Source organism: Deinococcus grandis, assembly GCF_001485435.1.
In the GTDB taxonomy this organism is placed as follows: Bacteria; Deinococcota; Deinococci; order Deinococcales; family Deinococcaceae; genus Deinococcus; species Deinococcus grandis.
Map to the genome: position 1 here is coordinate 2,750,491 of NZ_BCMS01000001.1, position 23,405 is coordinate 2,773,895.

19 protein-coding genes are annotated in these 23,405 nt (G+C 67.2%); 7 read left to right on the forward strand and 12 right to left on the reverse strand.

What is annotated here, in order from left to right; all coding sequences use genetic code 11:
- Positions 1–39: 39 nt before the first annotated feature.
- Entirely contained in the window at positions 40–1,113 is a 1,074-nt protein-coding gene (locus DEIGR_RS13340) for a methyltransferase domain-containing protein (RefSeq protein ID WP_058977990.1), read from the reverse strand.
- Positions 1,114–1,165: 52 nt separating this feature from the next.
- Between DEIGR_RS13340 and DEIGR_RS13345 the strand changes: the two genes are divergently transcribed.
- Positions 1,166–2,581: a TrkH family potassium uptake protein gene (locus DEIGR_RS13345; protein ID WP_058977992.1), complete on the forward strand. Its 1,416-nt coding sequence runs from the start codon at positions 1,166–1,168 to the stop codon at positions 2,579–2,581.
- Positions 2,578–3,924 carry a TrkH family potassium uptake protein gene (locus tag DEIGR_RS13350; RefSeq protein ID WP_058977994.1) on the forward strand — a complete coding sequence of 449 codons (1,347 nt, stop codon included), beginning with the start codon at positions 2,578–2,580 and terminating at the stop codon, positions 3,922–3,924. The genes DEIGR_RS13345 and DEIGR_RS13350 overlap by 4 nt, the downstream gene beginning before the upstream one ends.
- A gap of 14 nt (positions 3,925–3,938) precedes the next feature.
- Here the strand turns inward: DEIGR_RS13350 and DEIGR_RS13355 are convergent, their stop codons facing one another.
- A complete protein-coding gene (locus DEIGR_RS13355) occupies positions 3,939–4,223 on the reverse strand; it encodes a DUF427 domain-containing protein (RefSeq protein ID WP_058977996.1) in 285 nt (94 codons plus the stop codon).
- A 98-nt stretch (positions 4,224–4,321) separates the two neighbouring features.
- Here DEIGR_RS13355 and DEIGR_RS13360 point away from each other — a divergent pair, with 98 nt between their 5' ends.
- Positions 4,322–7,396, forward strand: coding sequence for an alpha-amylase family glycosyl hydrolase (locus tag DEIGR_RS13360; RefSeq protein WP_322787159.1), 3,075 nt, complete (start codon positions 4,322–4,324; stop codon positions 7,394–7,396).
- A 60-nt stretch (positions 7,397–7,456) separates the two neighbouring features.
- On the opposite strand, the gene DEIGR_RS20885 is transcribed toward DEIGR_RS13360, so the two are convergent.
- The 4 genes from DEIGR_RS20885 to DEIGR_RS21170 are packed head-to-tail and all read right to left on the reverse strand — an operon-like array spanning position 7,457 to position 12,967.
- On the reverse strand, positions 7,457–7,747 hold the full coding sequence (locus DEIGR_RS20885; RefSeq protein ID WP_160329939.1) for a hypothetical protein: 291 nt from the start codon (positions 7,745–7,747) through the stop codon (positions 7,457–7,459).
- 16 nt (positions 7,748–7,763) lie between these two features.
- Entirely contained in the window at positions 7,764–8,660 is an 897-nt protein-coding gene (locus DEIGR_RS13370) for a hypothetical protein (protein WP_160329940.1), read from the reverse strand.
- 59 nt (positions 8,661–8,719) lie between these two features.
- Positions 8,720–9,622, reverse strand: coding sequence for a hypothetical protein (locus tag DEIGR_RS13375; RefSeq protein ID WP_153013745.1), 903 nt, complete (start codon positions 9,620–9,622; stop codon positions 8,720–8,722).
- 3 nt (positions 9,623–9,625) lie between these two features.
- Positions 9,626–12,967 carry an eCIS core domain-containing protein gene (locus DEIGR_RS21170; RefSeq protein ID WP_058978004.1) on the reverse strand — a complete coding sequence of 1,114 codons (3,342 nt, stop codon included), beginning with the start codon at positions 12,965–12,967 and terminating at the stop codon, positions 9,626–9,628.
- Positions 12,968–13,155: 188 nt separating this feature from the next.
- On the opposite strand from DEIGR_RS21170, the gene DEIGR_RS13385 reads away from it, so the two are divergent.
- Together DEIGR_RS13385 and DEIGR_RS13390 are read left to right on the forward strand one after the other, a co-directional pair.
- Complete coding sequence (locus DEIGR_RS13385) at positions 13,156–13,794, forward strand: DUF47 domain-containing protein (RefSeq protein WP_058978006.1); 639 nt, start codon at positions 13,156–13,158, stop codon at positions 13,792–13,794.
- Between the two features lie 8 nt (positions 13,795–13,802).
- The gene (locus tag DEIGR_RS13390) at positions 13,803–14,798 is read left to right on the forward strand and encodes an inorganic phosphate transporter (protein WP_058978008.1); all 996 of its coding nucleotides are present in this window, start codon (positions 13,803–13,805) and stop codon (positions 14,796–14,798) included.
- A gap of 72 nt (positions 14,799–14,870) precedes the next feature.
- On the opposite strand, the gene DEIGR_RS13395 is transcribed toward DEIGR_RS13390, so the two are convergent.
- Positions 14,871–15,305, reverse strand: a complete 435-nt coding sequence (locus tag DEIGR_RS13395; protein ID WP_058978010.1) for a response regulator — start codon at positions 15,303–15,305, stop codon at positions 14,871–14,873.
- 116 nt (positions 15,306–15,421) lie between these two features.
- Between DEIGR_RS13395 and DEIGR_RS13400 the strand changes: the two genes are divergently transcribed.
- A complete protein-coding gene (locus DEIGR_RS13400) occupies positions 15,422–16,609 on the forward strand; it encodes a sensor histidine kinase (protein WP_058978012.1) in 1,188 nt (395 codons plus the stop codon).
- A gap of 16 nt (positions 16,610–16,625) precedes the next feature.
- Here the strand turns inward: DEIGR_RS13400 and DEIGR_RS13405 are convergent, their stop codons facing one another.
- The 5 genes from DEIGR_RS13405 to DEIGR_RS13425 all read right to left on the reverse strand — a co-directional run bounded on the left by DEIGR_RS13405 (position 16,626) and on the right by DEIGR_RS13425 (position 20,836).
- Positions 16,626–18,572 (reverse strand): alpha-amylase family protein, encoded by a 1,947-nt coding sequence (locus tag DEIGR_RS13405; protein ID WP_058978013.1) that lies wholly within the window; start codon positions 18,570–18,572, stop codon positions 16,626–16,628.
- Positions 18,573–18,690: 118 nt separating this feature from the next.
- The gene (locus DEIGR_RS13410; RefSeq protein WP_058978015.1) at positions 18,691–19,527 is read right to left on the reverse strand and encodes an alpha/beta fold hydrolase; all 837 of its coding nucleotides are present in this window, start codon (positions 19,525–19,527) and stop codon (positions 18,691–18,693) included.
- A 202-nt stretch (positions 19,528–19,729) separates the two neighbouring features.
- Entirely contained in the window at positions 19,730–19,993 is a 264-nt protein-coding gene (locus DEIGR_RS13415; protein WP_058978017.1) for a DUF2171 domain-containing protein, read from the reverse strand.
- A gap of 51 nt (positions 19,994–20,044) precedes the next feature.
- Positions 20,045–20,545, reverse strand: a complete 501-nt coding sequence (locus tag DEIGR_RS13420; protein ID WP_058978019.1) for an NADAR family protein — start codon at positions 20,543–20,545, stop codon at positions 20,045–20,047.
- A gap of 63 nt (positions 20,546–20,608) precedes the next feature.
- Positions 20,609–20,836: a VOC family protein gene (locus DEIGR_RS13425; protein ID WP_160329941.1), complete on the reverse strand. Its 228-nt coding sequence runs from the start codon at positions 20,834–20,836 to the stop codon at positions 20,609–20,611.
- A gap of 865 nt (positions 20,837–21,701) precedes the next feature.
- Between DEIGR_RS13425 and DEIGR_RS13435 the strand changes: the two genes are divergently transcribed.
- Positions 21,702–23,336 carry a carboxypeptidase-like regulatory domain-containing protein gene (locus tag DEIGR_RS13435; protein ID WP_160329942.1) on the forward strand — a complete coding sequence of 545 codons (1,635 nt, stop codon included), beginning with the start codon at positions 21,702–21,704 and terminating at the stop codon, positions 23,334–23,336.
- Positions 23,337–23,405: the final 69 nt, after the last annotated feature.

Here is a 23,405-nt window from a genome sequence, read left to right on the forward strand (position 1 = left end):
GGCCCCTCCACAACCCACTGCCCACTCCCTACTCCCCACTCACCTCTTGCTGAGCAGGTACGCCTTGGGGTGGTGGCCGCCGCTGGCGACCTGGAAGAGTTCGTGGGCGTGCCATTTCTGCTGGTTCTGCAGCACCCGTTCGAACAGGCGGATCTCGTGGGTGATGACGCACAGGCGGCCGCGCTGGCTGGTGAGGCGGTGCATCTCGGTCAGGAAGGCGGGGTACAGAGTCTCGTTCGCGCCGTGGCTGCTGATGGCGTCGCCCCAGGGGAGGTCGGCCATGATCAGGTCGAAGGACCGGGCGGGGAGGTCGGTGTGCAGGGCGTCGCGGTGGGCGACCTCGATCTGCCGCTTGGCGGCGCGGATGTTCTCCTGCGCGCACCGCACGGCTTCAGGGTTGATGTCCACGCCGACGAGGGCGGCGCTGGGTCCCATCAGGTCGCGTTCGATCAGGAGCGTGCCGCTGCCGCTCATGGGGTTGAAGATGCGGTCGGCGTCGCGCTGCCCGGCGAGTTTGTGCGCGGCGTACGCGATGGTGGCGTTCAGGCCGCCCGCCATGTTGCACACGCGCCACGGGCGGGCGCTGATGGGCCTGGGGGTGATGCGCGCCAGGACTTCCCAGCCCTGCCCGTCGCCGCTGGGGCGCAGGCGGATCAGGAGTTCACCTGCCTCGGGGTCGTGCGGGAGGTTCAGGGTCCCCTGGAGTTCCTCCGCGAGGCGCTGCATGACGGGGCTGTCCTTCCCGGCCGCCCCGAAACGGAAGGACTGGTGCCCGCCGACCTCGATGACCTCGCGCAGGTACGCGGTGAGTTCGGAGAGCTGCTGGTTGCCCAGCAGGCCGCGCGGGCGGGGCACGTCCCAGGTCTGGATGCGGTACACGGCGACGACGCTGCGCAGGCGGGTCAGGCGTTCGGGGCTGCCGGGGAACCAGAAGCGCAGGCCGCGCACGTCGCGGGCCAGCGGCACGCCGCTCAGTTCGGTCGCGGCGACGTCTTCCAGTCCGGCCAGGACGTCCAGTTCGTACTCGCGGGCGGGCTGGCGGGTGCGGTGGTCCACTTTGGGGCGGGGGCGGCCCTTGGGCGCGTTTCGGTCGGGGCGGGCAGGGCGCGGCATAGCAGATCAGTATACGGGCTGCGCGGCGGGGCGTAGAATCCGGGCCGCACCTATGAGCGCCTCTCCCCCACCCCACGCGCCGGAACCGGGCCGCGCCAGTCGCCGTAAACCCCTGCTGGCCCGCCTGAACCCGCCGCAGCTGATCGCGCTGTCGTTCGCCGTGGCGATCCTGCTGGGCGGGCTGATCCTGACCCTGCCGGGCCTGCACGGCGTGAACGAGGACGGCACGCGCCGCAGCGTGAACTTCCTGCAGGCGCTGTTCACGTCCACGAGCGCGCTGTGCGTGACGGGCCTGAACGTCATCGACCCCAGCCGGGACTTCAACCGGGCGGGGCAGCTGGTGATCATGCTGCTCATCCAGCTGGGGGGCCTGGGGATCATCACGTTCGGGACGTCGTTCGCGCTGCTGTCGCGCCGCCGCGTGAACTTCACCGAGCGCCTGCGGGTGGCGCAGCAGGTGGGCGCGCTGAACGCCGGGGGCGTGCTGGGATTGATCCGCAGCATCTTCCTGTACACCTTCGTGATCGAACTGGTCGGCGCGGCCCTCCTGGCGTTCCGGTTCGTGCCGCTGGAAGGCTGGGGCCGGGGCATCTTCTACGCGCTGTTCCACTCGGTGAGCGCCTTCAACAACGCGGGCTTCGCGCTGTACAGCGACAACCTGATGGGCTTCGTGGACGACCCGCTGGTGAGCGTGGTGATCGCGCTGCTGATCATCCTGGGCGGCACGGGCTTCCTGGTGCAGCTGAACGTGGTCGCGCACCTGATGAACCCGCGCCGCAACCGCCTGATGGTGCACAGCAAACTGGTGCTGACCATGATGGCGGCGCTGCTGGTGATCGGCACGCTGGTGTACCTCGTGTTCGAGTGGAGCAACCCGAAGACGCTGGCGCCGCTGGGCTTCGGGGAGAAGCTGCTGGCGAGCTTCTTCCAGAGCGTCACGACGCGCACGGCGGGCTTCAACACGCTGGATTACGGCGCGATGCACCTCTCGACGCTGTTCATGTCGATCATCCTGATGTTCATCGGGGCGAACCCCGGCGGGACGGGCGGCGGCATCAAGACGAGCACCTTCTACGTGATGATGGCCTCGGCCTGGAGCATGGTGCGCGGGCGGCGCGACACGACGCTGTTCCGGCGGCGCATCGACACGGACACGATCCTGCGGGCCATGACGGTCGGCCTGCTGAGCATCGGGCTGGTGAACGGGATGTTCCTGCTGCTGCTGGTGTTCAACACGCGCGGGGACGTGCTGTTCGTGAACCTGTTCTTCGAGGCGGTCAGCGCGTTCGGCACGGTGGGCCTGAGCATGAACACCACGCCGCTGCTGAATCCCGATCAGCACATCGTCCTGATCCTGCTGATGTTCCTGGGCCGCATCGGGCCGCTGACGTTCGCCGTGGCGTTCAACCGCCCGGACAGCCGCGCGCTGATCCGCTACCCGGCGGACAAGGACATCCTGATCGGATGAGCCGCCGGCTGCGGCGGAGACGCCTGAATCCCCCGCAGCTGATCGCGCTGGTGTACCTGCTGGGCATCGCGCTGGGCGCGGCGGCGCTGCACCTGCCGGGCATGACGCGGCCCGGCGCGGCGCTCAGCAGCGTGGACCTGCTGTTCACGGCGACCAGCGCCACCTGCATCACGGGACTGGTCGTGGCGGATACGGGCGAGACCTTCACGCGGCTGGGGCAGGTCGTGATCCTGCTGCTGGCGCAGGTGGGTGGCCTGGGGATCATCACGTTCGGGACGCTGTTCGCGCTGCTGACCGGTCGGCGCGTGAACTTCAGCGAGCGTCAGCAGCTGGCGCAGCAGGTGAACGCGCTGGACGTGGGCGGCGTGCTGGGGCTGCTGCGGATCATCGTCCTGTACACCTTCGCGGCGCAGGGCGTGGGAACGCTGCTGCTGGCGCTGCGCTTCGTACCGCAGTTCGGGCTGGGCGAGGGCCTGTACCAGTCGGTGTTCCACGCGGTCAGCGCGTACAACAACGCGGGGTTCGTGGTGCTGCCTGGCGGTATGACACCGTACGTGCAGGACCCGCTGGTCAGCGGGGTGATCGCGCTGCTGATCGTGCTGGGCGGCCTGGGCTTCCTGGTGCAGCTGAACGTCCTGACGCACCTGGCCAACCCGCGGCGCAACCGCCTGATGGTGTACAGCCGCCTGACGCTGGTGACGACCGGGGCGCTGCTGGTGCTGGGCACGGCCGTGCTGCTCGGGCTGGAGTGGACCGGGGCCCTGAGGGGTCTGGGGACGGGCGGGAAGCTGCTGGCCGCGTTCTTCCAGAGCGTCACGCCGCGCTCCGGGGGGTTCGCCACGGTGGACATGACGGCCCTGGCGCCGGGCAGCGTCTTCGTGATGATCGCGCTGATGTTCATCGGCGCGAACAGCGGTTCCACGGGCGGCGGGATCAAGACGAGTACCTTCGCGATCCTGCTGGTCAGCGCCTGGAACCTGATCCGGGGCCGCACGGAACTGATCGCGTTCGGGCGGCAGATCGTGCCCGAGAACGTGGTGCGGGCCGGGACGATCACGACCATCTACACGCTGCTGGTGTTCACGGGCTTCTTCCTGATGCTGGTCACGAACCCCGCGCTGGGGTTCACACCGCTGCTGTTCGAGACGGTCAGTGCCGCCGCGACCGTGGGCCTGAGCCTGGACGTGACGCACCGCCTGAACGACGCGGGCCTGACCGTGCTGTGCGCGCTGATGTACCTGGGCCGCATCGGGCCGGTGACCTTCGCGCTGGCGCTGAACCTCCGCGAGACGTCCCGCGGGGTGATCAAGTACCCGCCGGAGCGGGACATTCTGGTGGGCTGACCCGACCGGGCCGGTCAGTCCTGGGTGACCTGCACGCCCTTCCAGAAGGCGACGCGCCCCGCGATCTGCCGCGCGGCGTCCTTGGGCGTGGGGTAGTACCACGCGGCGTCGGGGTTGTCCTGCCCGTTCACGTGGACGCTGTGGTAGCTGGCCTCGCCCTTCCAGGGGCAGGTGGTGTGGTTGGTGCTGGGGCGCAGGTACTCGGGGTTCACGCTGTCCGCCGGGAAGTAGTGGTTGCCCTCAACGACCACGGTGTCGTCGGACTGGGCGATGGTGGCGCCGTTCCAGGTGGCTTTCATAGGGGTCACGCTACGGGAAGCGGGGGGCGGTGACTGTCAGCGACCTCGCGGCGTGAGCGAACGGTGAAGGTTGACTTCCGGAAGCGCTTCCGCTTTCAATGAAAGCCTACATGAAACGCTTCCATATGGTCGGGCGCGCGGGCGCCCTGGCGGCCCTCACGCTGTCCCTGTCGGCCTGTAGCCTGTTCAAGGCTCCCAACGCAACCCCTCGCGCCTGGCAGGACGAGGTCATCTACTTCGCGATGACCGACCGCTTCGCCAACGGCACCCCCGCCAACGACAACGGCCCGAACCGCGACGCCGGGGACCGCGCCGACCGCACCAACCCCCTGGCGTGGCACGGCGGGGACTTCGCGGGCCTGAAAGCCAAGATCGACGACGGATACTTCAAGAAGATGGGCTTCACGGCCATCTGGGTCAGCCCGGTCGTGCTGCAGGTGCCCGCCATCAACACCGGCAGTGGCCCCAGCCAGGGCAGACCGTTCGCGGGATACCACGGCTACTGGGCCGAGGACTTCAAGAAAGTCGACCCGCACTTCGGCACCCTGGACGAGTACAGGGCCCTGATCGACACGGCACACAGGAACGGCATCAAGGTCATCCAGGACATCGTGGTGAACCACGCCGGGTACGGCGCGACCCTCACCAAGACGAACCCCGACTGGTTCCACACGAAAGCCGACTGCGACGCGTCCAGCAACAAGACCACCGACTGCGACCTGGCGGGCCTGCCGGACTTCAAACAGGAACTTCCGGCCGTCACGGCGTACCTGAACGACTTCGTGACGTACTGGCGCGGCGCGACCGGTATCGACGGGCTGCGCATCGACACCATGAAGCACGTGCCCGACGCCTACTGGACACAGTTCTTCAAGGCGGGCGGCGCGGGCGACCCGGCCAAGATCTGGTCGGTCGGTGAGGTGTTCGACGGGAACCCCGCCTACCTCGCTCGCTTCATGAACGACCTCGGTTCGCCCAGCGTGTTCGACTTCGCGCTGTACTTCTCGTTCAAGGACCAGATGAGCAGCGCGGGCGGCAACCTGGACCGCATGGCGGACGTGTTCGCGCAGGACGGCGTGTACCGCGACCCGACCCGCCTGACGACCTTCGTGGACAACCACGACGTGCGCCGCTTCGTGACCGAAGTGACCGAACGGGGCGGCAGCGCCGCGCAGGCCGCCGAGCGCCTGGACATGGCGCTGTCCACCATGTACTTCTCGCGCGGGACGCCCAGCGTCTGGCAGGGCACCGAGTACGCCCAGCCCGGCAAGGGCGACCCCTACGACTACCCGCTGGGACAGGGCAACCGCGAGGACATGGACTTCACCCGCCTGGGCGGCAGCACGCTCGACGAGCGCCTGGGCGCCCTGGCTGCCGCGCGCGGCAAGTACCGCGCCCTGACGCGCGGCGCGCAGCAGGAACTCTGGCGTCCCAACGGCGGCGCGCCCGTCCTGGCCTACCGCCGCGTGATCAGCGGCGTGCAGGGCGTAGCGGGGCAGCCCGTGGTGTTCGTCGTGAACAACGGCGACACGGAACTGGATCTGGGCAGCCTGAGCGGCGGCGGGATTCCGCTGCTGGGCACCTTCTCCGGCAGCGCCCTGACCGAAGTGACGGGCCGCGCCAACACCCTGAGCGTCAGCGGCGGCAAACTGGTGGGTCGCGTGCCCGCCCGCAGCGTCCTGGCCGTCACCGCACCCGGCGGGTCCGGCGCGACCGGCACCGTGAACGCGGCCCTGCCGGAGGTCGCGGGCCTGACCGTGCAGGCCGGGGACAGCGCCGCGCAGCTGACCTGGACGCCGAGCACCGACGCGAAGGTCGCCGGGTACCGCGTGTACGTGAAGGGGGCGGGCAGCACCGAGCGCCTCGTGAACTTCGCGCCCATTCCCGCCACGCAGGGCAGTTTCCTGGTGCGCGGCCTGACGAACGACGTGACCACCACCTTCCGCGTGGTGACGGTGGACAGCGCCGGAGCCGAGAGCAAGGGTGTGACGGCTACCGGCACGCCGAGCAGCAAGAACACCGCGAAGGTGACGTTCACCGTGGACGCCCGCACGCAGGGCAACGGCCCCATCGAACTGCGCCGCTTCGACACCGGCAGCCAGATCGAGTACCCCATGACCCAGGACACCCCGGGCGTGTGGAAGACCAGCATCGACCTGCCACTGTTCCGCGAGGTGAAGTTCAAGTTCGGGAACGACAGCGCGGGCGCGAAGAACGGCGGGTACGAGGCCCCGGGCCAGGGTGACCGCGCCCACGTGGTCGGCACGAACGGGAACGCCTACAGCGGCACGTACGACTTCACCGAGCAGCCCGTCCCGGCCGCCACCGTCACCGGGCGTGTCACGGGCGGCGGGCAGAACCTGGGCGGCGCCCTGGTGGAGGCGACCAGCGCCAACCCGGCCCTGAACTACGCGATCACCTTCCCGGACGGCACGTACACCCTGCGCGTGCCCGCCGGGGCGCAGACCCTCAAGGCCAGCGCGGGTGGATACCTGGACGGCACGCTGACCGTCACGGCGCCCGCGCAGGACGCGAACATCGACCTGGCGCGCGACCTGCGCACGAAGTACAACATCGACGGCGACCTGAGCGACTGGACCGCTCCCGCCGTCAGCGTGCAGAGCCCCGCCGAGGGGACTTTCGGCGCGAACAACAACTGGCTGAGCCTGCGGGCCGACCGCGACGCCCAGTACCTGTACCTCGCGTACACGTACCGCGTGGACGGCAACAGCGCCATCCTGTACCTCGACACCGCGCCCGGCGGCGCGAAACAGGCCGACAGCTTTGACGCCTGGAAACGCGCCGCGACCTTCGGCGGGCAGGTGGACGGCGTGAACGCCTTCATCGCCCGCTACGGCACCGAGAAAGCCCAACTGCGCCTCGTGCAGAGCGACACCGCCACGCCCGAGGTGAACGCCGCCGACTACCTGCAGGCCAGCAGCGGCGCGGCCCCCGATCAGACCGTGGAACTCGCGATTCCCTGGACGGCGCTGGGCCTGAGCGGCAGACCCGCCGCCGGGACCGGCCTGATGGGCGGCATCTTCGGCGGGGACGGCTACGGCGCGGGCGACATCATCCCCGACGCGAAGAGCACCCCGGCAGGCGCGAACACCATCACCGACTGCTATGGCTCCTGCCGCGCCACGTTCACGGAACCCCTCAAGCTGCCCTGAACCTCACCAGCAGAGAGGGCGTGCACGGTTTTTGACCGGCACGCCCTCCTCCTCATTTGCTCACGCGACTGGCGTCGCCCGCAGGTAATCCAGGATGCCTTCCACATCCGACGGCGCCAGATTCTCCAGCAGCCACCCCGCATCCACCCGCTCCGCCTGCGCCCGCGCGTTCAACACCTGCGCCAGCACCTCCAGCACCGCGTCCATCAACTCCACCTCACTGCCCCCCTCACCCGCACCCGCCAGCAGACGCTCCTCCGAGAGCGACAAAGGCAACCCGGAAAACACCAGACCATTCACCTCGAACGGAGCCCGCTCATTCAACTGCCGACCAAACTTCACCTGAGTCATACAAATCCCCTCCCAGTCACGCGCGCGGCAGCGGCTGCCCACGCACGAACGCTTCCCTGGCCGCCCGCAACCACGCATTCTCCGGCGCGTCCTGCACCGTCGTCAGGTAATCCAACAGCGCATCATGAATCGCCTGCAACTGCGCCGTGAACAGATTCAACGCATCCGTCTCCGGCGACACGTAGAACTTATTGCAGATCAGCAGCCGCTCCCGGTCAATCAGGAAACAGATCTGCCGATGCCTCAACGCCACCCCGTTGATCAACTCCAGAATCTGCTCCCGGTACTCGTCGTACAGCCCCTCGTAATCCCGCAGATCATAGGAAATGATGATTTCCTGACTGTTATCCGACTTCTGCAGTCCCAGGGGCAACCCGCCAGTATCGAACGAGATGTAATGGCCAGCTTCCGATGTGACCCGGTCGCCCTTGATGTTCTTCATGAAATGCGCGAACGCCTGCCAGGACGTACCATACGTCTTTCCATTCAGATACGGACGAAAATGGCCTCCCCGGTGCGGGCGGGTGATCCCGAAACAGGCCATCGCAACGTGATCTACCGCCTTCTCGATGACATCAAAGGGGTCGCCTTGATGCCTCATCGAGATTTCCCGACTCATAAATACCCCACCTTCTAATTCGATCAGGCAAAAGTATGGATCGAAATCAGGGTGTGGAGATATGTCTTTTCTCTCAGGCAATTCTCTTATAAATAATAATGATGAATTCTGCCTATTGACAGCAAATTGAGCTTCAAATCCGCCGCCCTTAATAACCACACGACCACTCGATTTAGTCGTCTCAAATTGATATCTTTCTATAAATTCATTTAATATCTCCTCAGGATCTCCATCAAATTGCACTGGCAGGTCTTTTGGCTGCCTAAACATTCCCCTGAATACCTTACTCAACATTTTTCACCACACGAAGAAGCCGTTTTCGACCCAAAAATCATCATTTCACCCGCTCCCAGTCACGCGCGCGGCAACGGCTGCCCACGCACGAACGCTTCCCTGGCCGCCCGCAACCACGCAGTCTCCGGCGCGTCCTGCACCGTCGTCAGGTAATCCAACAGCGCATCATGAATCGCCTGCAACTGCGCCGTGAACAGATTCAACGCGTCCGTCTCCGGCGACACGTAGAACTTATTGCAGATCAGCAGCCGCTCCCGGTCAATCAGGAAACAGATCTGCCGGTGCCGCAACGCCACCCCGTTGATCAACTCCAGAATCTGCTCCCGATACTCGTCGTACAGCCCCTCGTAATCCCGCAGATCATAGGAAATGATGATTTCCTGACTGTTATCCGACTTCTGCAGTCCCAGGGGCACACCGCCGGTATCGAACGAGATGTAGTTGCTGGCCTCCGACGTGACACGATCACCCTTGATTTCCTGCATGAAATGCGAGAACGCCTGCCACGCCGCACCATACGTCTTCCCATTCAGATACGGACGAAAATGAATAAGTTTGCCGCCATATTTTTCGCCCATCATCGTTTCGGAGATGTGGAAAAGTAGCTTCTCCGAGACATCCTTTATATCGCCCTGGAAATCAAAATTGAACTGCCTCGTCATTACGACTTTTTCGCCTACGCGGACCACGGCAAAGAACGGGTCGAAATAATCCACGTCAGTTAGGTCGGTATCTAACCCTTGCGTTTCATACTCCACAAGAAAAGATTTATTTCCAGATCGAGTTATTTTAACCGGCTTTCGATCTTTCGCCTGCAACTCAACGAAGCCGCTTCCGATAAATACCTGATGAGGGCAAGACCGTTCGAGAAAATCCACGAATGCCTCATAAGAGTCACCAGAGAACTGCGCTGGTAAATCCTTCGGCTGGCCAAATACACCTCGCAAAATTTTGCCAAACATACTTTACTTTTCCTCTTCCGAAGACGCATCTGCAACCTCGTGAATATCCCCACCCAGAGTGTTGCCCAGGCTGGCGCCCGCCTGCTTGAATATCAGGTCATACCCTGCTGCACCCGGCAGCATGCCTTCTTTGCCAAGAAGTTCCGGTGATACTCCGAGGATTCCCTGCAATGCGGCGTCCCTGTAAGTAGAGGATTTTCCAAATTCTTCAAGTGTGGCTTTCGCCGCGCCAGGAATACTGGACTCTGGATTCTTCTGTGTATCTGCCTTGACATTCTGTGAGAATTTGAGGCCAGCAAACTTCACCAGTTCCTCGCTGGCACTTCCGGCCAGGGTTCCCGCACCTCCAGCGAAACCGCCAGTTGCAAAGGCTCCGTAGTGGTGGCCCACTTTCTGCGCGACATTGCCAGCGACCAGCCTTGGGCCCATGGTGGCCAGATTGAGCGCCTTGCCCGGCAGAGTACTGGCGTTGCCGAACGCCACCTGCTTCAGTTGACGCCCGATGCCCCGGAAAGTCTCACTGTAGGCCGCGCGCCGCAGCTGGGCGTTGGCTTTCCAGGCCGCGGCGAGCAGGTCATCGGGCGAATTGGCCTTCAGTTCGTTGAACAGCGCCGCCTGAAGCTTGCGGGTGCTGGCGCCGGGCATGTTCAGGCGCTGACGGGCCAGGGTCTTGCCCATCGGACCGCTCAGTTGTGCCTTCACGCGCGCGCGGGCCACCTGATTGACGGCTTTCCTCAGCACGTCCGTTCCGGCCAGCAGGGTCGCGGCGTCCCGCTGGGCCATGCCACGCCAGCCCGCGTTGCCGAGCATGTCCCCCCGGATACCGGCACGGACTTGCGCCGAGATAGCGCGGTTGTAGGTCTGTACGCCCTGCCGGGTGGCCTGCCAGATGTGCGATGACTCCTGCTGCACCTGCTGCATCGTCCTGTAACTGGTGCTCTGCATCGAGCCAAGGCGGCGCATCGCCTCCGTCCTGAGATTGTGCAGTCCTGCTCCGGCGTATCTACCGGCGACTTTCAGGCCGCCGCCGGCGTACCTGACGGCGCTGCCGACGAGGCGGTTGGCGGCGCCGCCGACGATGCGGGCGGCGGGGCCGAGGGCGACACCCAGCGCTCCGTCAACGAGCATGGTGGTGGGGGTGATGCCGTGAGTCAGTTTGCGTCCGGCGTATTTCTTTTCGCCGGACTTGCGCAGGACGGCGTTCTCGGCGAGGCTGCCCGCGACGCCACTGGCGACTCCGGCGGCGGCCAGGACGAGGGGAAGGGCGGCGCCGCCGGTGCCGACGACGGCGACTACGGCGACGCCCGTAGCGATGGCCGTGCCGAATTTGGCCAGGGTGGCTTTGCCCTCGGTGCTTTTCATCCACGCCCAGCTTTTCTGGATGCTCTGGCCGACCTTGCTGTTTTTGGCCTGCTCGAATTTCCTGGTGGCCCAGGCCATGGCTTCCTTGCTTTTCTGGACGACGCTGACCATGGCGTTCTTGCCGAGGCTGCTGATGTCGCGGCCCAGCTGCGTGACGGGCAGGGTGATGCGCTGTCCGGCCTGCGCGAGGCGGTGGAGTTGATGGGCGCGGTAGGCGCGGTCGGTGGTGAAGCGCTTCAGGTTCCCGCCGACCTTCACGAGCCCGCTGACCATGGGGGTCTGCGTGAGGCGGGTCAGGGTTTTCTTGCGGTAGGTGGGGTCGGTGGTGAAACTGCGGACGCTGACGCCCAGTTGCCTGAGGTTGTGGGTGGCAGCGGTGGCGGTGCGTCCGATCCTGCCCAGGGTGGCCTGCGCGCGGGGTGGGAGGCGGCGGGCGGCGGCCTGGAGGGTCTGCTGGGCGGCCGCGCGGGCGCGCTGCGCGAGGCGGGCGCGGCCACTGGCGGTACCGAGGGTCTGCGCGGCCTGCCGGGTGCGGGCGGCAGCGGCGGTGATGGCCGTCCGGGCACGGGCGGGGAGGCCATTGGCGACCTTGAGGAGCTTCTGCACCTGCGGGGCGCGGCGGACGACCTGCGTGACGCGGCTGCTGGCGGCCTCGACGCGCGTTTTTCCTTTCTGGATGGCGGTCTGGACGCTGCGGCGGATCTGCGTAGGCACGGCGCGCTTGATGGCGTTCAGGGCGGCTTTGCGGGCGGCAGGTTCGCGGACGGTGCGGATGACCTGCCTGACGGCAGTCTTCGCTTTCTCCTTGAGTTTCCGGAGGTGGTTCAGGGGGTTCGCCCAGCGTTGCACGGTGGGGGTGGCGGGTGCGGTGGGGGCAAGGAGGGCCGCGCGGGGCCTGGGGATGTGTTTCGTGCCGAACTGCGGGCCGCTCTGCGCGAGTCTGGCGCCCATACTCCGCGCTTCGGCTTCCAGTCCGGCGTCCGGGTCGATGCCTTTCCCGACGCGCCCCTGGCTCTGCTGCACGGTGTGTGTCACCTCGTGCGCCAGCAACTCCAGGCCAGTCTGCGTGTTCGGGTCGAACCGTCCCGACTGGAAGAAGATGTCCGTGCCCGTCGTGAACGCCACCGCATTCACCCCCTTGGCCAGCTTGTCCGCTTCCGCGTCGTCGTGAATCCGCACGCGGCTCAGGTCATGATTCAATCCCTGCTCCAGATGCCGCTGGACGGTCTCTGGGAGGGGGTTCCCCGCGCCCCGTCGCGCCTGAATCCGCTGCAGGACAGGCTGGGTGGCCTCGGTGTCCAGTTCGGCCAGCTGGCGTTGCAGGGACGCGAGGGTGTCGAAGTTCAGGACTGCCTGCTCCTGCGCCATCTGACGGTGCAGGGCCTCGTCTGTCGCCCGCTGGAGGGGCACTCGCTCGGCGGGAGGCACCATGCTCAGCACCACGCGGGAGACCGGGGCGCTCAGCGCGTGGCGTTGCAGCGTGGCGAGGTGCTCCCCGTACGTGGCGTAGCGAGTGGCGGGTTCACCCCGGTCCATGCGGAAGCCCTGACTCAGGGACTGGGCGACCTGCCGCTGGAGGGTGTGGAAGTCCCCGAAGGTGCGGGTGTCCAGACGCTGCCCCTCGACGCTCTCGGCGCGGTGGCGCATGACGGTGACCCAGTCGGACGGCGTGACGGGCCGCGCGGGGAGAGGCGTCTGGGCGTGCCGCTGCACGGGGGGTACGTCACCCAGGGCCGCGACCTGCTGCTGCACCACGGCGCGGGCACCCGACAGGTGGGCCTCCTCCTGCCGCTGGAGCGTGGCGGCGCGCAGGACGGGCCGGGCGGCCTGACCCTGCGCGCGGACGGGCGTGCTCAGGAACCGCTGCAGCGGCGCAGCCGCGCGCTGCGCAGCAGTCTCGGCTAGCTCCGGGCTGGGGCCGAGTCTGGTCCGGTGCGCGGCGCGGCGGTCCGGGGTCCGTGAGCGGTGCTGGAATTCAGCCATGAGCGGCATGATACGTGGCACTGCGGCGTTGCTGTGCCGCAGGTCAGCAGGACGGGATTGGTGTTTAGGAGACGTGAAGTGTAGTGTCTGTACAACGCGGGAGGCGACCAGACTGGCCCTCCCGCCTCACCTTGACCGCCCGGGCTGACATTCCCATGACATTCGGGTGGAGAATCGGGAGGATTGTCATGGTTCTGTCTAAATTCATGCCCAGCAACCCCAAGTTCAGTGAGAAGTTCACGGCCGCCGCCCGCAACGCGCACGCGACCGCGCAGGCCCTGGTGGATCTGCTGGAGAACTACACCGACGTCGACGCCAAGGTCCAGCGCGTGCGGGACCTGGAGCACGAGGGCGACCGCCTGAGCGGCGAGGTCACCAGCCTGCTGGCCGAGTCGTTCATCGTGCCCTTCGACCGTGAGGACATCATCGCCCTGAACGACGAACTGGACGATCTGGTCGACGACATGGAGGACGCCGCGCGCAAGCTCAGCCTGTACGGCGTGGAGGCCCCGCTGCCCGCCATGGCGCGCCTGGCGCGCGTGGTCGAGCAGCAGTGCGCGCTGCTGGCGCAGGGCATGCCCATGATCGAGCAGAACAACAAGGTCGGTGAACTGGCCCGCATCGCCAAGGAGATCCGCGCGCTGGAGGATCGGGGCGACACGATCAGCGACGAGGTGCAGCGCACCCTGTACCACGGCGTGAACGACGTGCAGGGCATGATCCGCGCCATGCGCGGCGGCGAGATCGTGGCGCTCATCGAGAACGCGAGCGATCAGGCGCAGCGGGTCGCGAAGACTGTCGAAAGCATCCTGCTGAAGAACGCCTGAGGACTGCTGTGGACACTGCACTTCTCAGCCTGATCGTCATCGTGGCGCTGGCGCTGATCTTCGACTTCATCAACGGCTTCCACGACACCGCCAACGCCATCGCCACGTCGGTCGCCACCAAGGTCCTCACACCCGCGCAGGCCATCGCCATGGCGGCCGTGCTGAACGTGGTGGGCGCGCTGGCGGGCACGGCGGTCGCCAAGACGATCAGCAAGGACATCATCCCGCAGGACTACGCCACGCTGCACCTCGTGGGGGCCACGCTGGTCAGCGCGATCGTCTGGAACCTGTTTACGTGGTGGAAGGGCCTGCCGAGCAGCTCCAGTCACGCACTGGTGTTCAGCATGGTGGGCGCGGGCGTCGCGGCCGGCGGCTGGGGCATCATCATCCCCAAGGGCGTCCAGAAGACCCTGACGGGCCTGGTGACCAGTCCGGCGCTGGGTTTCATCGTGCCGATCCTGCTGTTCCTGCTGATCTCCTGGCTGGTGCTGCGCTGGATGAAACCGCGCGTGGTGACCCGCACGTTCCGCACGCTGCAGATCTTCAGCGCCGCGTTCATGGCCTTCAGTCACGGCGGGAACGACGCGCAGAAGACCATGGGGATCATCACCTTCGCGCTGGCCGCGTACACCGGCACGAAAATAGAGACGGTGCCGCTGTGGGTGATCCTGTCCGCCGCCGCCGCCATGGGGGCGGGCACTGCCGTGGGCGGCTGGCGCATCATCAAGACCATGGGCTTCAAGGTCGTGGACCTCAAACCCGTGGACGGCTTCATCGCCGAGACCGGCGCGGCGCTGATCATCGACGGCGCGAGCCGACTGGGCATCCCGGTCAGCACCACGCACACCATCAGCACCGCGATCATGGGCGTCGGCACCACCAAGGGCTTCAGGAAGGTCAAGTGGCAGGTCGCCGGGCGGATCGTGCAGGCGTGGATCTACACCATCCCGGTGTGCATCGCGCTGGGCTGGCTGGTGCACAAGGCGATCCTGGCCTTCATCTGAGGCCAGACCGCGTCAAGGAGGAGGGGCACCCCGATGTGGGTGCCCCTCCTCTCTGCTGTGCCCGGGGGGCGCTCAGCGGGCCAGGTCCTCCAGGCGGGGCAGGCGCACGAGGCCGCGCCAGTAGGCCTGCACGGTGTCGAGCACCTGGGTGTACTCCTGGTAGCTGCCCGGCTTGACGACGTACCCGCTGGCGTACCCGTCGTACGCGCGGTGAATGTCGTCCGGGTGGTCGCTGGTCGAGAGGACCATGACGGGAATGGCGCGCAGATCCGCGACGGCCTTGGCCTGCGACAGGAAGTCGAGGCCGTTCATGACGGGCATGTTCAGGTCGAGCACGATCAGGTCGGGGCGCTGGGCGCCGGGGCGTTGCAGGAGTTCCAGCGCGGCCTGACCGTTCTCGACGTGTTCCACGTGAATATCGGCGGCCACTTCGGACAGCAGATCCTGGAACAGTTCGGCGTCGGCGAGTTCGTCCTCGACCAGCAGGACGGTGAAGGGTCTGGACATCGCCTCACCTTAGCGCATGGGGCGGGGTGGGGGACGCGCCTGTCGGGAAGGTGCTAGGGTGACATCATGACTGCCTGCGCCGGCCGCCGCGCCTGCCTCGTGGCCCTGGGCCGGGTGTGACGACGGTGCCGCAGCGCTTTGCGGGCGCGGCGTTCGACGCCCTGTCCGCGAACATCGCCATCGTGGACGACCGGGGCGTGATCCTGGCCGTGAACGCGGCGTGGCGGGCCTTCGCGCAGGAGAACGGCGGTGGGGACGAGCTGGGCGTGAATTACCTCTCGGTGTGCGAGGCGGCGCTGGGGGCCGATCAGGGGGACGCGCAGCGGATCGCGGCGGGCATCCGGGACGTGCTGGGCGGCCGGGCGGCCCTGTTCGAACTGGAGTACCCCTGCCACTCGCCGACCGAACAGCGGTTCTTCGTGGCGCGCGTCACGGCGTTCACGCAGGACGGCGCGCAGTTCGCGCTGGTGGCGCACGAGAACATCACGCGGCGCAAACTGGCCGAACTGGAGGCCGCCGAGCTGACCCTGGAGCTGGAAAGCCGCATTCAGGAGCGCACGCGGGCGCTGGCGGCCAGTCAGGCGGCGCTGGAACGGCAGAATGCCGAGCTGGAGGACCGCAACCAGGCGCTGGCGCAGTTCGCGTACGTGGCCAGTCACGACCTGCAGGAGCCGCTGCGGACGCTGGGGGCATACGCGGACATCCTGCGCCACCGCTACGCCGGGAAGGTGCTGGACGAGCGGGCCGACACGTACCTGCAGCGCATCACCGAGCAGGCGTTCCGGGCGCGGCAGCTCGTGCGGGACATCCTGACGCTGTCGAACGTGGCCACCCAGCCGCCCCTGAGCCCGCTGAACCTGGGGCCGCTGTGGGACGAGGCGTGCCGGGCGCTGCCCTGGCCGGAGGGCGCGCGGGTGTCGCGGGACGACCTGCCGGAGGTGCACGCGAACGCGCCGCAGGTGCGGCAGCTGCTGACGAACCTGCTGGGGAACGCGCTGAAGTTCCGCGCGGACCGGCCGCTGCGGGTGCACCTGTCCGCGCAGGAGCAGGGCGATTGGGTGCAGTTCACGGTGACGGACAACGGGATCGGGATCGCGCCGAAGCACGCCGAGCAGGTGTTCGGGATGTTCCAGCGGCTGCATTCGCGCGCGGCGGCGGGCGGGAACGGGATCGGGCTGGCGGTGTGCCGCCGCGTGGTGGAACGCCACGGGGGCCGCATCTGGATCGAGTCGCGCCCCGAGGGGGTGCAGGTGCACTTCACGCTGCCCGCCCGGCCGGGCGACGGGGCGTCCGCGCCGGAGTGACCGCCCCTGGCGCCGGTCAGGCCAGCGGGCCGGTCCCGGCGGTCAGCCACAGCGCCCGGTAGGGGTCCAGCACGACCGGCTGCGCGCCGAAACTGAAGGCACTTCCGGCGACGTGGTCCACGGCGTGCTCGCCCAGCACGTCCCGCAGGACGTGGGCGGGGAACTGGATGGTGTGCTCGCTGAAGTTGTACACGCCCAGGAACGTGCCCTGGGGGTGGTCGCGGCGCAGCAGCAGCACGCACGGGTCGGGGCTGGGCAGGGGGCGGCTCTCGATGCTGGCGTGCAGGTGCGGCAGCGCCCGGCGCGCGTGGATCAGGTGGCGCAGTCCGGCGTTCACGCGGCCGTGCGGGGTCGTGACGTCGCGGGCGGCGTCCTGCGCGCGGGTCCAGTCCATGCGGGGGCGGTGCACCCAGCGGTTGTCGGCGGCGTGCTCGGGCGCGTCGCCGAAGGCGTGGTCGTTCAGCAGGGCCAGTTCGTCGCCCATGTACAGCAGCGGCACGCCGCCGAACGCCAGGATGACGGCGTGCAGCAGCAGGATGCGCCGCACCGCGTGATCCACGGCGGTGGGGTTGCCACTGTCCAGCGCGGCCTCCAGCCCGGCGAGGCTGGCGAGCGTCCCGCTGATGCGGCGGTCCCCGGTCTGCGGGTTGAACTGGAACACCAGCCCCCGCGCGAAGGTGCCCGGGTGCTCGCCGCTGTAGAAGTCCGACAGGAAGTGCCGGTGCCCGGGCCCGCTGAGGCCCACGGCGCTGGTGTCCGCGTCGCTGATCGCCCAGCCGATGTCGTCGTGGCAGCGGACGTACACGCCCCAGGTGGTGTTCGTGGGTTTGGGCGGGAAGGCGGACAGGGCCTGCGTGAACAGGCGGGTGTCGCGGCTGGCGAGGCTGCTCCACAGCTGCACCATCAGCGAGTTGTGGTACGCCATGTCACTGACCTTCCCGTGGTGGTCCCGGGTGCCCAGGTAGTGGATCAGGTCGTCGGGCGCGACGATCGCCTCGGCCTTGAAGGCCACGGCGGGCGCGACGATGCGGGCGCAGGCGCGCAGCGCGCGGGTCAGGTGGTGCACCTCGGGCTGGTTCTGGCAGTCGGTGCCCAGGCGTTTCCACAGGAACGCGATGGCGTCGAGCCGGAAGACCTCCACGCCCCGGTTGGCGAGGTGCAGGATGATGTCCACGAACTCGCGCAGCACGTCGGGGTTGGCCCAGTTCAGGTCCCACTGGTACGTGTTGAAGGTTGTCCACACCCAGCCCTGCGCGGCGTCGTCCCAGGTGAAGTTCCCGGGCGCGAAGTCCGGGAAGACCTCCGGCAGGGTGCGTTCGAAGGCGTCGGGTTCGGTGCGGTCGGGATAGATGTGGAAGTACGCGCGGTACGTGGGGTCGCCCGCGCGGGCCTTCTCGGCCCACTCGTGCTCCTGCGCGACGTGGTTCAGTACCAGGTCGAGCACGAGGCTCATGCCGCGCGCCCGGAGGTCGGCGGCCAGCGTGGACAGGTCGTCCATGCTGCCCAGGTCGTCGCGCACGGCGCGGTAGTCCATCACGGCGTAACCGCCGTCGTTCTCGCCGGGCCGGGGTTTCAGCAGCGGCATCAGGTGCAGGTACGTGACGCCCAGGTCCTCCAGGTACGGGAGGTGGCCCTGCACGCCCTTCAGGGTGCCCGCGAAGCGGTCGGTGTACGCCACGTACCCCACCGTGTCCGGCCGCTGGAGCCAGTCGGGGGTCAGCAGACGGGCCTCGTCCAGCCGTTTCAGGTCGGCGGGGCGGGTGTGGTAGGCGTGCAGCATGACCTCCAGCAGCTGCGCCAGCAGGGGCTCGGCCTGCTCACCGTAGGCGGGCTGGAGGCTGGCGAGCAGTTCCGGGCCGTAGCGGTCCAGGCGCAGCGCGAAGGTGTCGGCGTCGCGGTCGTCGTCGAAGGCGGCGCGCAGCGCCCCGGTCATCAGCGTCCGGGAAAGGGCAGGTTGAGGCATGGCCCCCCCAGCATACCCAGATTTTGGAACTGTTTCCAAGATGGGGGGTCTCCCCCTCCCCCACCAACGAAAGGGGCGGCCCGGCACCCGGCCAGACCGCCCCCAGATCAGGCCTGCCTCAGCGGGCCACGAAGTCCAGCAGCAGGGCATTGAACTCGTCGTTGTGCGTGGCGTTCAGGCCGTGCGGCGCGCCCTTCATCACGTGCAGTTCGGCGTTCGGCGCGTACTGCGGCACGCGCTGCCCACTCGCCTCCAGCGGCACGATCTGGTCCTTGTCGCTGTGCACGACCAGCGTCGGCACGCTCAGCTTCGCCAGATCCGCGCGGAAGTCCGTCTCGCCGAAGGCCCGCACGCACTCCTGCGTCGCCACCGGGGACGCCTGCATGTACATCGACGCCGCGAAATCCAGGAACTCGTCACCCAGCTTCGCGCCGTTCTCGTCCCAGTTCAGGAACTTCTTCGTGAAGCCCGCGAGGAACTGCGGGCGGTTCTGCGCCACCTGCCCCACCATGCCCTCGATATCCTCCAGGCTCATGCCGCCGTCGGGGTTGTCAGCGGTCTTGAGCAGGTACGGCGCGACGGACGACACCAGCATCGCGCTGCGCACGTGCTCGGTGCCGTACAGCCCGGCGTAGCGGCTGACCTCGCCGCCGCCCATGCTGAAGCCCACCAGCGTCACGTCGGTCAGGTTCAGTGCCTCCAGCAGGTCCTTCAGGTCACTGGCGAACACGTCGTAGGTGTAGCCGGTGGCGGTCTTGCCGCTCTGGCCGAAGCCGCGGCGGTCGTACGACACGACCTGATACCCGGCGTGGCGCAGCGCGTCGATCTGCCCTTCCCACATGCGGCCCGACAGAGGCCACCCGTGGATGAGCACGACCGGGCGGCCCTGGCCGTAGGTCTCGTAGTACAGCTCGGTCTGCGGGGCGTGGGCGTGCTTCGTCTGAATCGTGGGCATGGGGACCTCCAGGGGTCGCGTGAATGAGGTCGTATGACGTTGAACCGTTCCGCCCATCACCCTAAGCGCCGGTCCGGGCCGCTCCCTGAGGCGCACCTTCACGCCCCCTCAGGAACACTTGAGGCCACCTGAACGTTCCGGACGGGCACGAAAAAAGCGGCGCGACCTGCTCGTCACGCCGCCGGGGGTTCAACAGTCGGGATTACGAGACGGCGCTGCGCTCCACGTTGAGGTACACCGCCACGTCATCCACGCTCTCCACCTGATCGAGGCTCAGGTAATGGTGCTGCCCGTCCGCACTGTCCGTCTTCGTGAGCTTCACGCGGTCACCGTCCATGTGATCCACAGTCCCGACGTGCTCACCGTTGACGTCCTTCACCTGAAGGTGCTCGCCACCCTGCTCCAAGCGGGCCTTCACGGACTGCGCGATGTGGTCGCTGATCTCTCCGGCGTTCATCTTCGTCATGCGGGCAGTCTGGGCCGCGAACATGGCCCCCCCATGACAGGACCATTCAGGTCAGCCTGACCCGACATTGAGGGAACCGTCATCCGCCGTCAGCTCCGCCCGGACCGCCATCAATGCGTGACCCAGCAGGTTCGCCCCCCACGCCTGCCGCGCACCCGGCGCGTCCTGCTCGCTGAACCCCACACCCCAGACCCGGTCGTTCGGGGCGGCCTCCACCAGTTCCGCCACGCCAGTGCCCAGCAGCGCCGCCCGCAGCCGCGCGTTCTGCCCGAACTTCAGACGCAGCATGTCCAGCGCCACCCCGAACCGCTCCGCCGCCCAGCTATCATCGTCGTAGGGGCTCACGCGGCGGCCCAACGCCTTGCATTCGCCGGGCGTGCGGGCCGCCAGGATCGCCTGCCGGGTCACCTCATCCCCGAACAGCGCAGCCTTGCGGGCCATCAGGTATTGTTCGGCCCACTGGTACGTGACCCCGCCTTCCGTGAACACGCTGGGGTGAAAGTTCGAGAACGGATGCGCGGTGCGGTAGAAGAACACGGGCTCGGCGCTCATGTGCCCAGTTTCCTTCAGGTGGACTTGCCGTCGCATCGGCCGTGTGGCTCAGTGAGGGGCTGTTCAGGTGACCGGGGGGACGTCCGCAGATCCGCCCAGCCAGGGGAGCACGGCGCCCACCTGCACGACGCAGAAGCGGTGCCCGTCCGGGTCGGCCAGCACCACGAAGTCCGAGTCCGGCGGGTACGTCCAGTCGGGCCGCGTGGCCCCCAGCGCGAGCAGGCGGGTGACTTCCGCCGCCTGCTCCCGGACGGACAGAGCGTGACACGAGCGGATTACATACCCGTCCATCCCAGGGCACGGAGTGAACGCACCCTCCGGTCGGCAACCGGCGAGAGGCTCGGCTGGCCGTTCACCAAACGGAGCGAGAGGCGCCGCTCCATGCCTGCACCGTTCACAGCAGTCTCCAGTTCCACCGAAGGGCCAACACCACGCCCTTCAACACCATTCCCAACCGCTGGTGTTGACGGGTTCTCGCTCAGCTCGTGTCAGACGGGATCAGATTGACTTGCCTGCACCGTGATCCCGTTCCGTTGTCCCCTCTGCCCCAGGGACTCGAAGAGATGCGTCGCAGAGAGGGAAGGAGCCGTAGAGCTGCGCAGTGGAAGAGCGACAGGGCGGAAGGGTGAGGGGGCCACCCGGCGACCCTGAACGTAAATCACTTGAAACCCTTATCACAGCGGTTTCCAGTTCCATTGAAGGGCCAACAGCACGCCCTTCAATTCCACTTCCAACCGCTGTTGTATGCGGGTACTCGCTCTGCTCGTTTCAGGGATGCTGAGGGAGCCCCTCAACACCCCTGAAAACCGCTGTCAGAGGCCTTGACGAAGCCCCTTACCGCTTCTGATCACCGCTCTCAAGGTCTAGTCGCGACGCCCCACCACCTGCCCGCCGAGCACAGGGTCTAGACAGACCGCGCAGAACAACAGGGCGGCCGGTCACATCAGGCAGCGCCTTGCCCGGCCGCCCCATACAGTCACGGTGCGGTCACGCCTCCTTCCCTACTGTGCCGCACAGCGCAGCCCAGTGCATCCACGCCAACGAACTTGGGGAGGAAGTGAGGACACGATTGCTCAGCTGCGCGCAGACGGTCATGACAACACCCGCCCACCTTGCCACCTGGAGGATTCCCATGTCACGACGCTCCCTTCCCTGGATGACTGCCCTGATCTGCACCGGCCTGCTGAGTTCCTGCCGCATCGATCCACCGGTGCCAGATACCCTCGCTTCCATCACGCTGGCCTGCACGCCACAAGCCATCACAGTCGGCGCGACGACCACCTGCACGCCCCAGGCCAAGACGTCCTCAGGCGCTGTGATGACCAGCCCCCCGGCCATCAGCCTGACCAGCAGTGCACCCGACGTGCTGGCCGTGTCGGGAGCCATGACCGCTGCGGGCGTGAAAGCAGGGACAGCCAACCTGATCGCCCGCAGCGGATCCGTGACGTCCAACGCCGTGAGCGTCACCGTCGCTCAGGACAACACGCTGGCCTCCATTCAGCTCACGTGCTCGGCGGACAGCATTGAGACAAGCGGAACGTCGACCTGCACAGCCCGCGGTCTCAACTCCGCCGGCGCACCGCTGACCACGCAACCCGCGTTCGAGTTCCGGAGCAGCAACGCGGCGGTCGCCACCATCAGCCCTGGCGGTGTGGTGACCGGTGTCACGCCCGGGCAGACCAGCCTGACTGCCCGCAGTGGCACTGTGACCTCACCCGCGCTCACCCTGACCGTTACAGCGCCCGCGGCGCGCGGCACCATGCAGGTGACGGTGAGGGACGCCTCGACACGAGCCGCCCTGTCCGGCGTATCCTTCGAATTCTGCCGCACCACACCGACCTGCGTCACGGTGAGACCAGCGGACAATCCGGCCGGCGTCTACAATCTGGACGTCCCCGGTGACACCTACGCCCGTCTGGTCATCCGGAAGGACGGATACCGTGAGGGCGAGTACCTGAACCTCACCGTGCCCGCGGGGCAGACGACGGTTCTGGAACCATTCCTGGCTCTTGACCAGGCGATCCAGGGAGACGGCACCGTTCATGGTCGCGTCCTGGACGCCACCACCGGCGCCGCACTGGCTGGCGTGACGATCACCGCCCGCGCCGGGCTGAGCGGCAGTCAGGTCACGCAGAGCGTCACCAGCGATGCCAGTGGCCGCTACTCGCTGACACTGCCGACCGGGTATTACGCCCTGTCCGCCAGCAAGTCGGGCTACATCAGCACCTCCAGCACCGTTTCTGTCATCGGTCAGCAGACCGTGGACGTGGGCGACCGCGCCCTGAGTCCCGAACTCACCGGCAGCGGAGAGTGGCGCTTTGTCCTCAACTGGGGAGCGGAGCCCTCCGACCTCGACTCTCACCTGACTGGCCCGGCGGCGGACGGCAGCCGGTTCCATGTGGCATGGTACGCACGAACCTCGACGGACAGCCTCGGCAGCGTGAATCTCGATGTGGACGATACCGACAGTTACGGCCCGGAGACGATCACCGTGACGGAAACGCCCGAAGGACTGCTGCGGTACTCCGTGCACGATTACAGCGACCGGGGCGACAGCCAGTCCGGAGCCCTGAGCAGCTCAGGCGCACGGGTGCAGGTCTTCCGCGGCACTGCGCTGATCGCGACCTATAACGTACCCAGCGGACAGGGCGATCTGTGGACCGTGTTCACCCTGGACCTGACGGATCCGAACACCCCGAAACTCGTTCCGGTGAACACCATCTCGACCGTTGGCGCCTCCGAACAGGTCCAGCGGACACCGGGCGTCAAGCACCCGATCTCTCTGCCCTGATCTCCGGACCAAAAGTACGCTGAACCAAATCCCCGGCCGATCCACTCGGCAGGAAGAGTACCGGCTCCT

Excerpts from the sequence above, each read along its gene's own strand:
- DEIGR_RS13340 (WP_058977990.1), bottom strand. The coding sequence starts at position 1,113 with ATGCCGCGCCCTGCCCGCCCCGACCGAAACGCGCCCAAGGGCCGCCCC.
- DEIGR_RS13345 (WP_058977992.1), top strand. The coding sequence starts at position 1,166 with ATGAGCGCCTCTCCCCCACCCCACGCGCCGGAACCGGGCCGCGCCAGT.
- DEIGR_RS13350 (WP_058977994.1), top strand. The coding sequence starts at position 2,578 with ATGAGCCGCCGGCTGCGGCGGAGACGCCTGAATCCCCCGCAGCTGATC.
- DEIGR_RS13355 (WP_058977996.1), bottom strand. The coding sequence starts at position 4,223 with ATGAAAGCCACCTGGAACGGCGCCACCATCGCCCAGTCCGACGACACC.
- DEIGR_RS13360 (WP_322787159.1), top strand. The coding sequence starts at position 4,322 with ATGAAAGCCTACATGAAACGCTTCCATATGGTCGGGCGCGCGGGCGCC.
- DEIGR_RS20885 (WP_160329939.1), bottom strand. The coding sequence starts at position 7,747 with ATGACTCAGGTGAAGTTTGGTCGGCAGTTGAATGAGCGGGCTCCGTTC.
- DEIGR_RS13370 (WP_160329940.1), bottom strand. The coding sequence starts at position 8,660 with ATGTTGAGTAAGGTATTCAGGGGAATGTTTAGGCAGCCAAAAGACCTG.
- DEIGR_RS13375 (WP_153013745.1), bottom strand. The coding sequence starts at position 9,622 with ATGTTTGGCAAAATTTTGCGAGGTGTATTTGGCCAGCCGAAGGATTTA.
- DEIGR_RS21170 (WP_058978004.1), bottom strand. The coding sequence starts at position 12,967 with ATGGCTGAATTCCAGCACCGCTCACGGACCCCGGACCGCCGCGCCGCG.
- DEIGR_RS13385 (WP_058978006.1), top strand. The coding sequence starts at position 13,156 with ATGGTTCTGTCTAAATTCATGCCCAGCAACCCCAAGTTCAGTGAGAAG.
- DEIGR_RS13395 (WP_058978010.1), bottom strand. The coding sequence starts at position 15,305 with ATGTCCAGACCCTTCACCGTCCTGCTGGTCGAGGACGAACTCGCCGAC.
- DEIGR_RS13405 (WP_058978013.1), bottom strand. The coding sequence starts at position 18,572 with ATGCCTCAACCTGCCCTTTCCCGGACGCTGATGACCGGGGCGCTGCGC.
- DEIGR_RS13410 (WP_058978015.1), bottom strand. The coding sequence starts at position 19,527 with ATGCCCACGATTCAGACGAAGCACGCCCACGCCCCGCAGACCGAGCTG.
- DEIGR_RS13415 (WP_058978017.1), bottom strand. The coding sequence starts at position 19,993 with ATGACGAAGATGAACGCCGGAGAGATCAGCGACCACATCGCGCAGTCC.
- DEIGR_RS13420 (WP_058978019.1), bottom strand. The coding sequence starts at position 20,545 with ATGAGCGCCGAGCCCGTGTTCTTCTACCGCACCGCGCATCCGTTCTCG.
- DEIGR_RS13425 (WP_160329941.1), bottom strand. The coding sequence starts at position 20,836 with ATGGACGGGTATGTAATCCGCTCGTGTCACGCTCTGTCCGTCCGGGAG.
- DEIGR_RS13435 (WP_160329942.1), top strand. The coding sequence starts at position 21,702 with ATGACTGCCCTGATCTGCACCGGCCTGCTGAGTTCCTGCCGCATCGAT.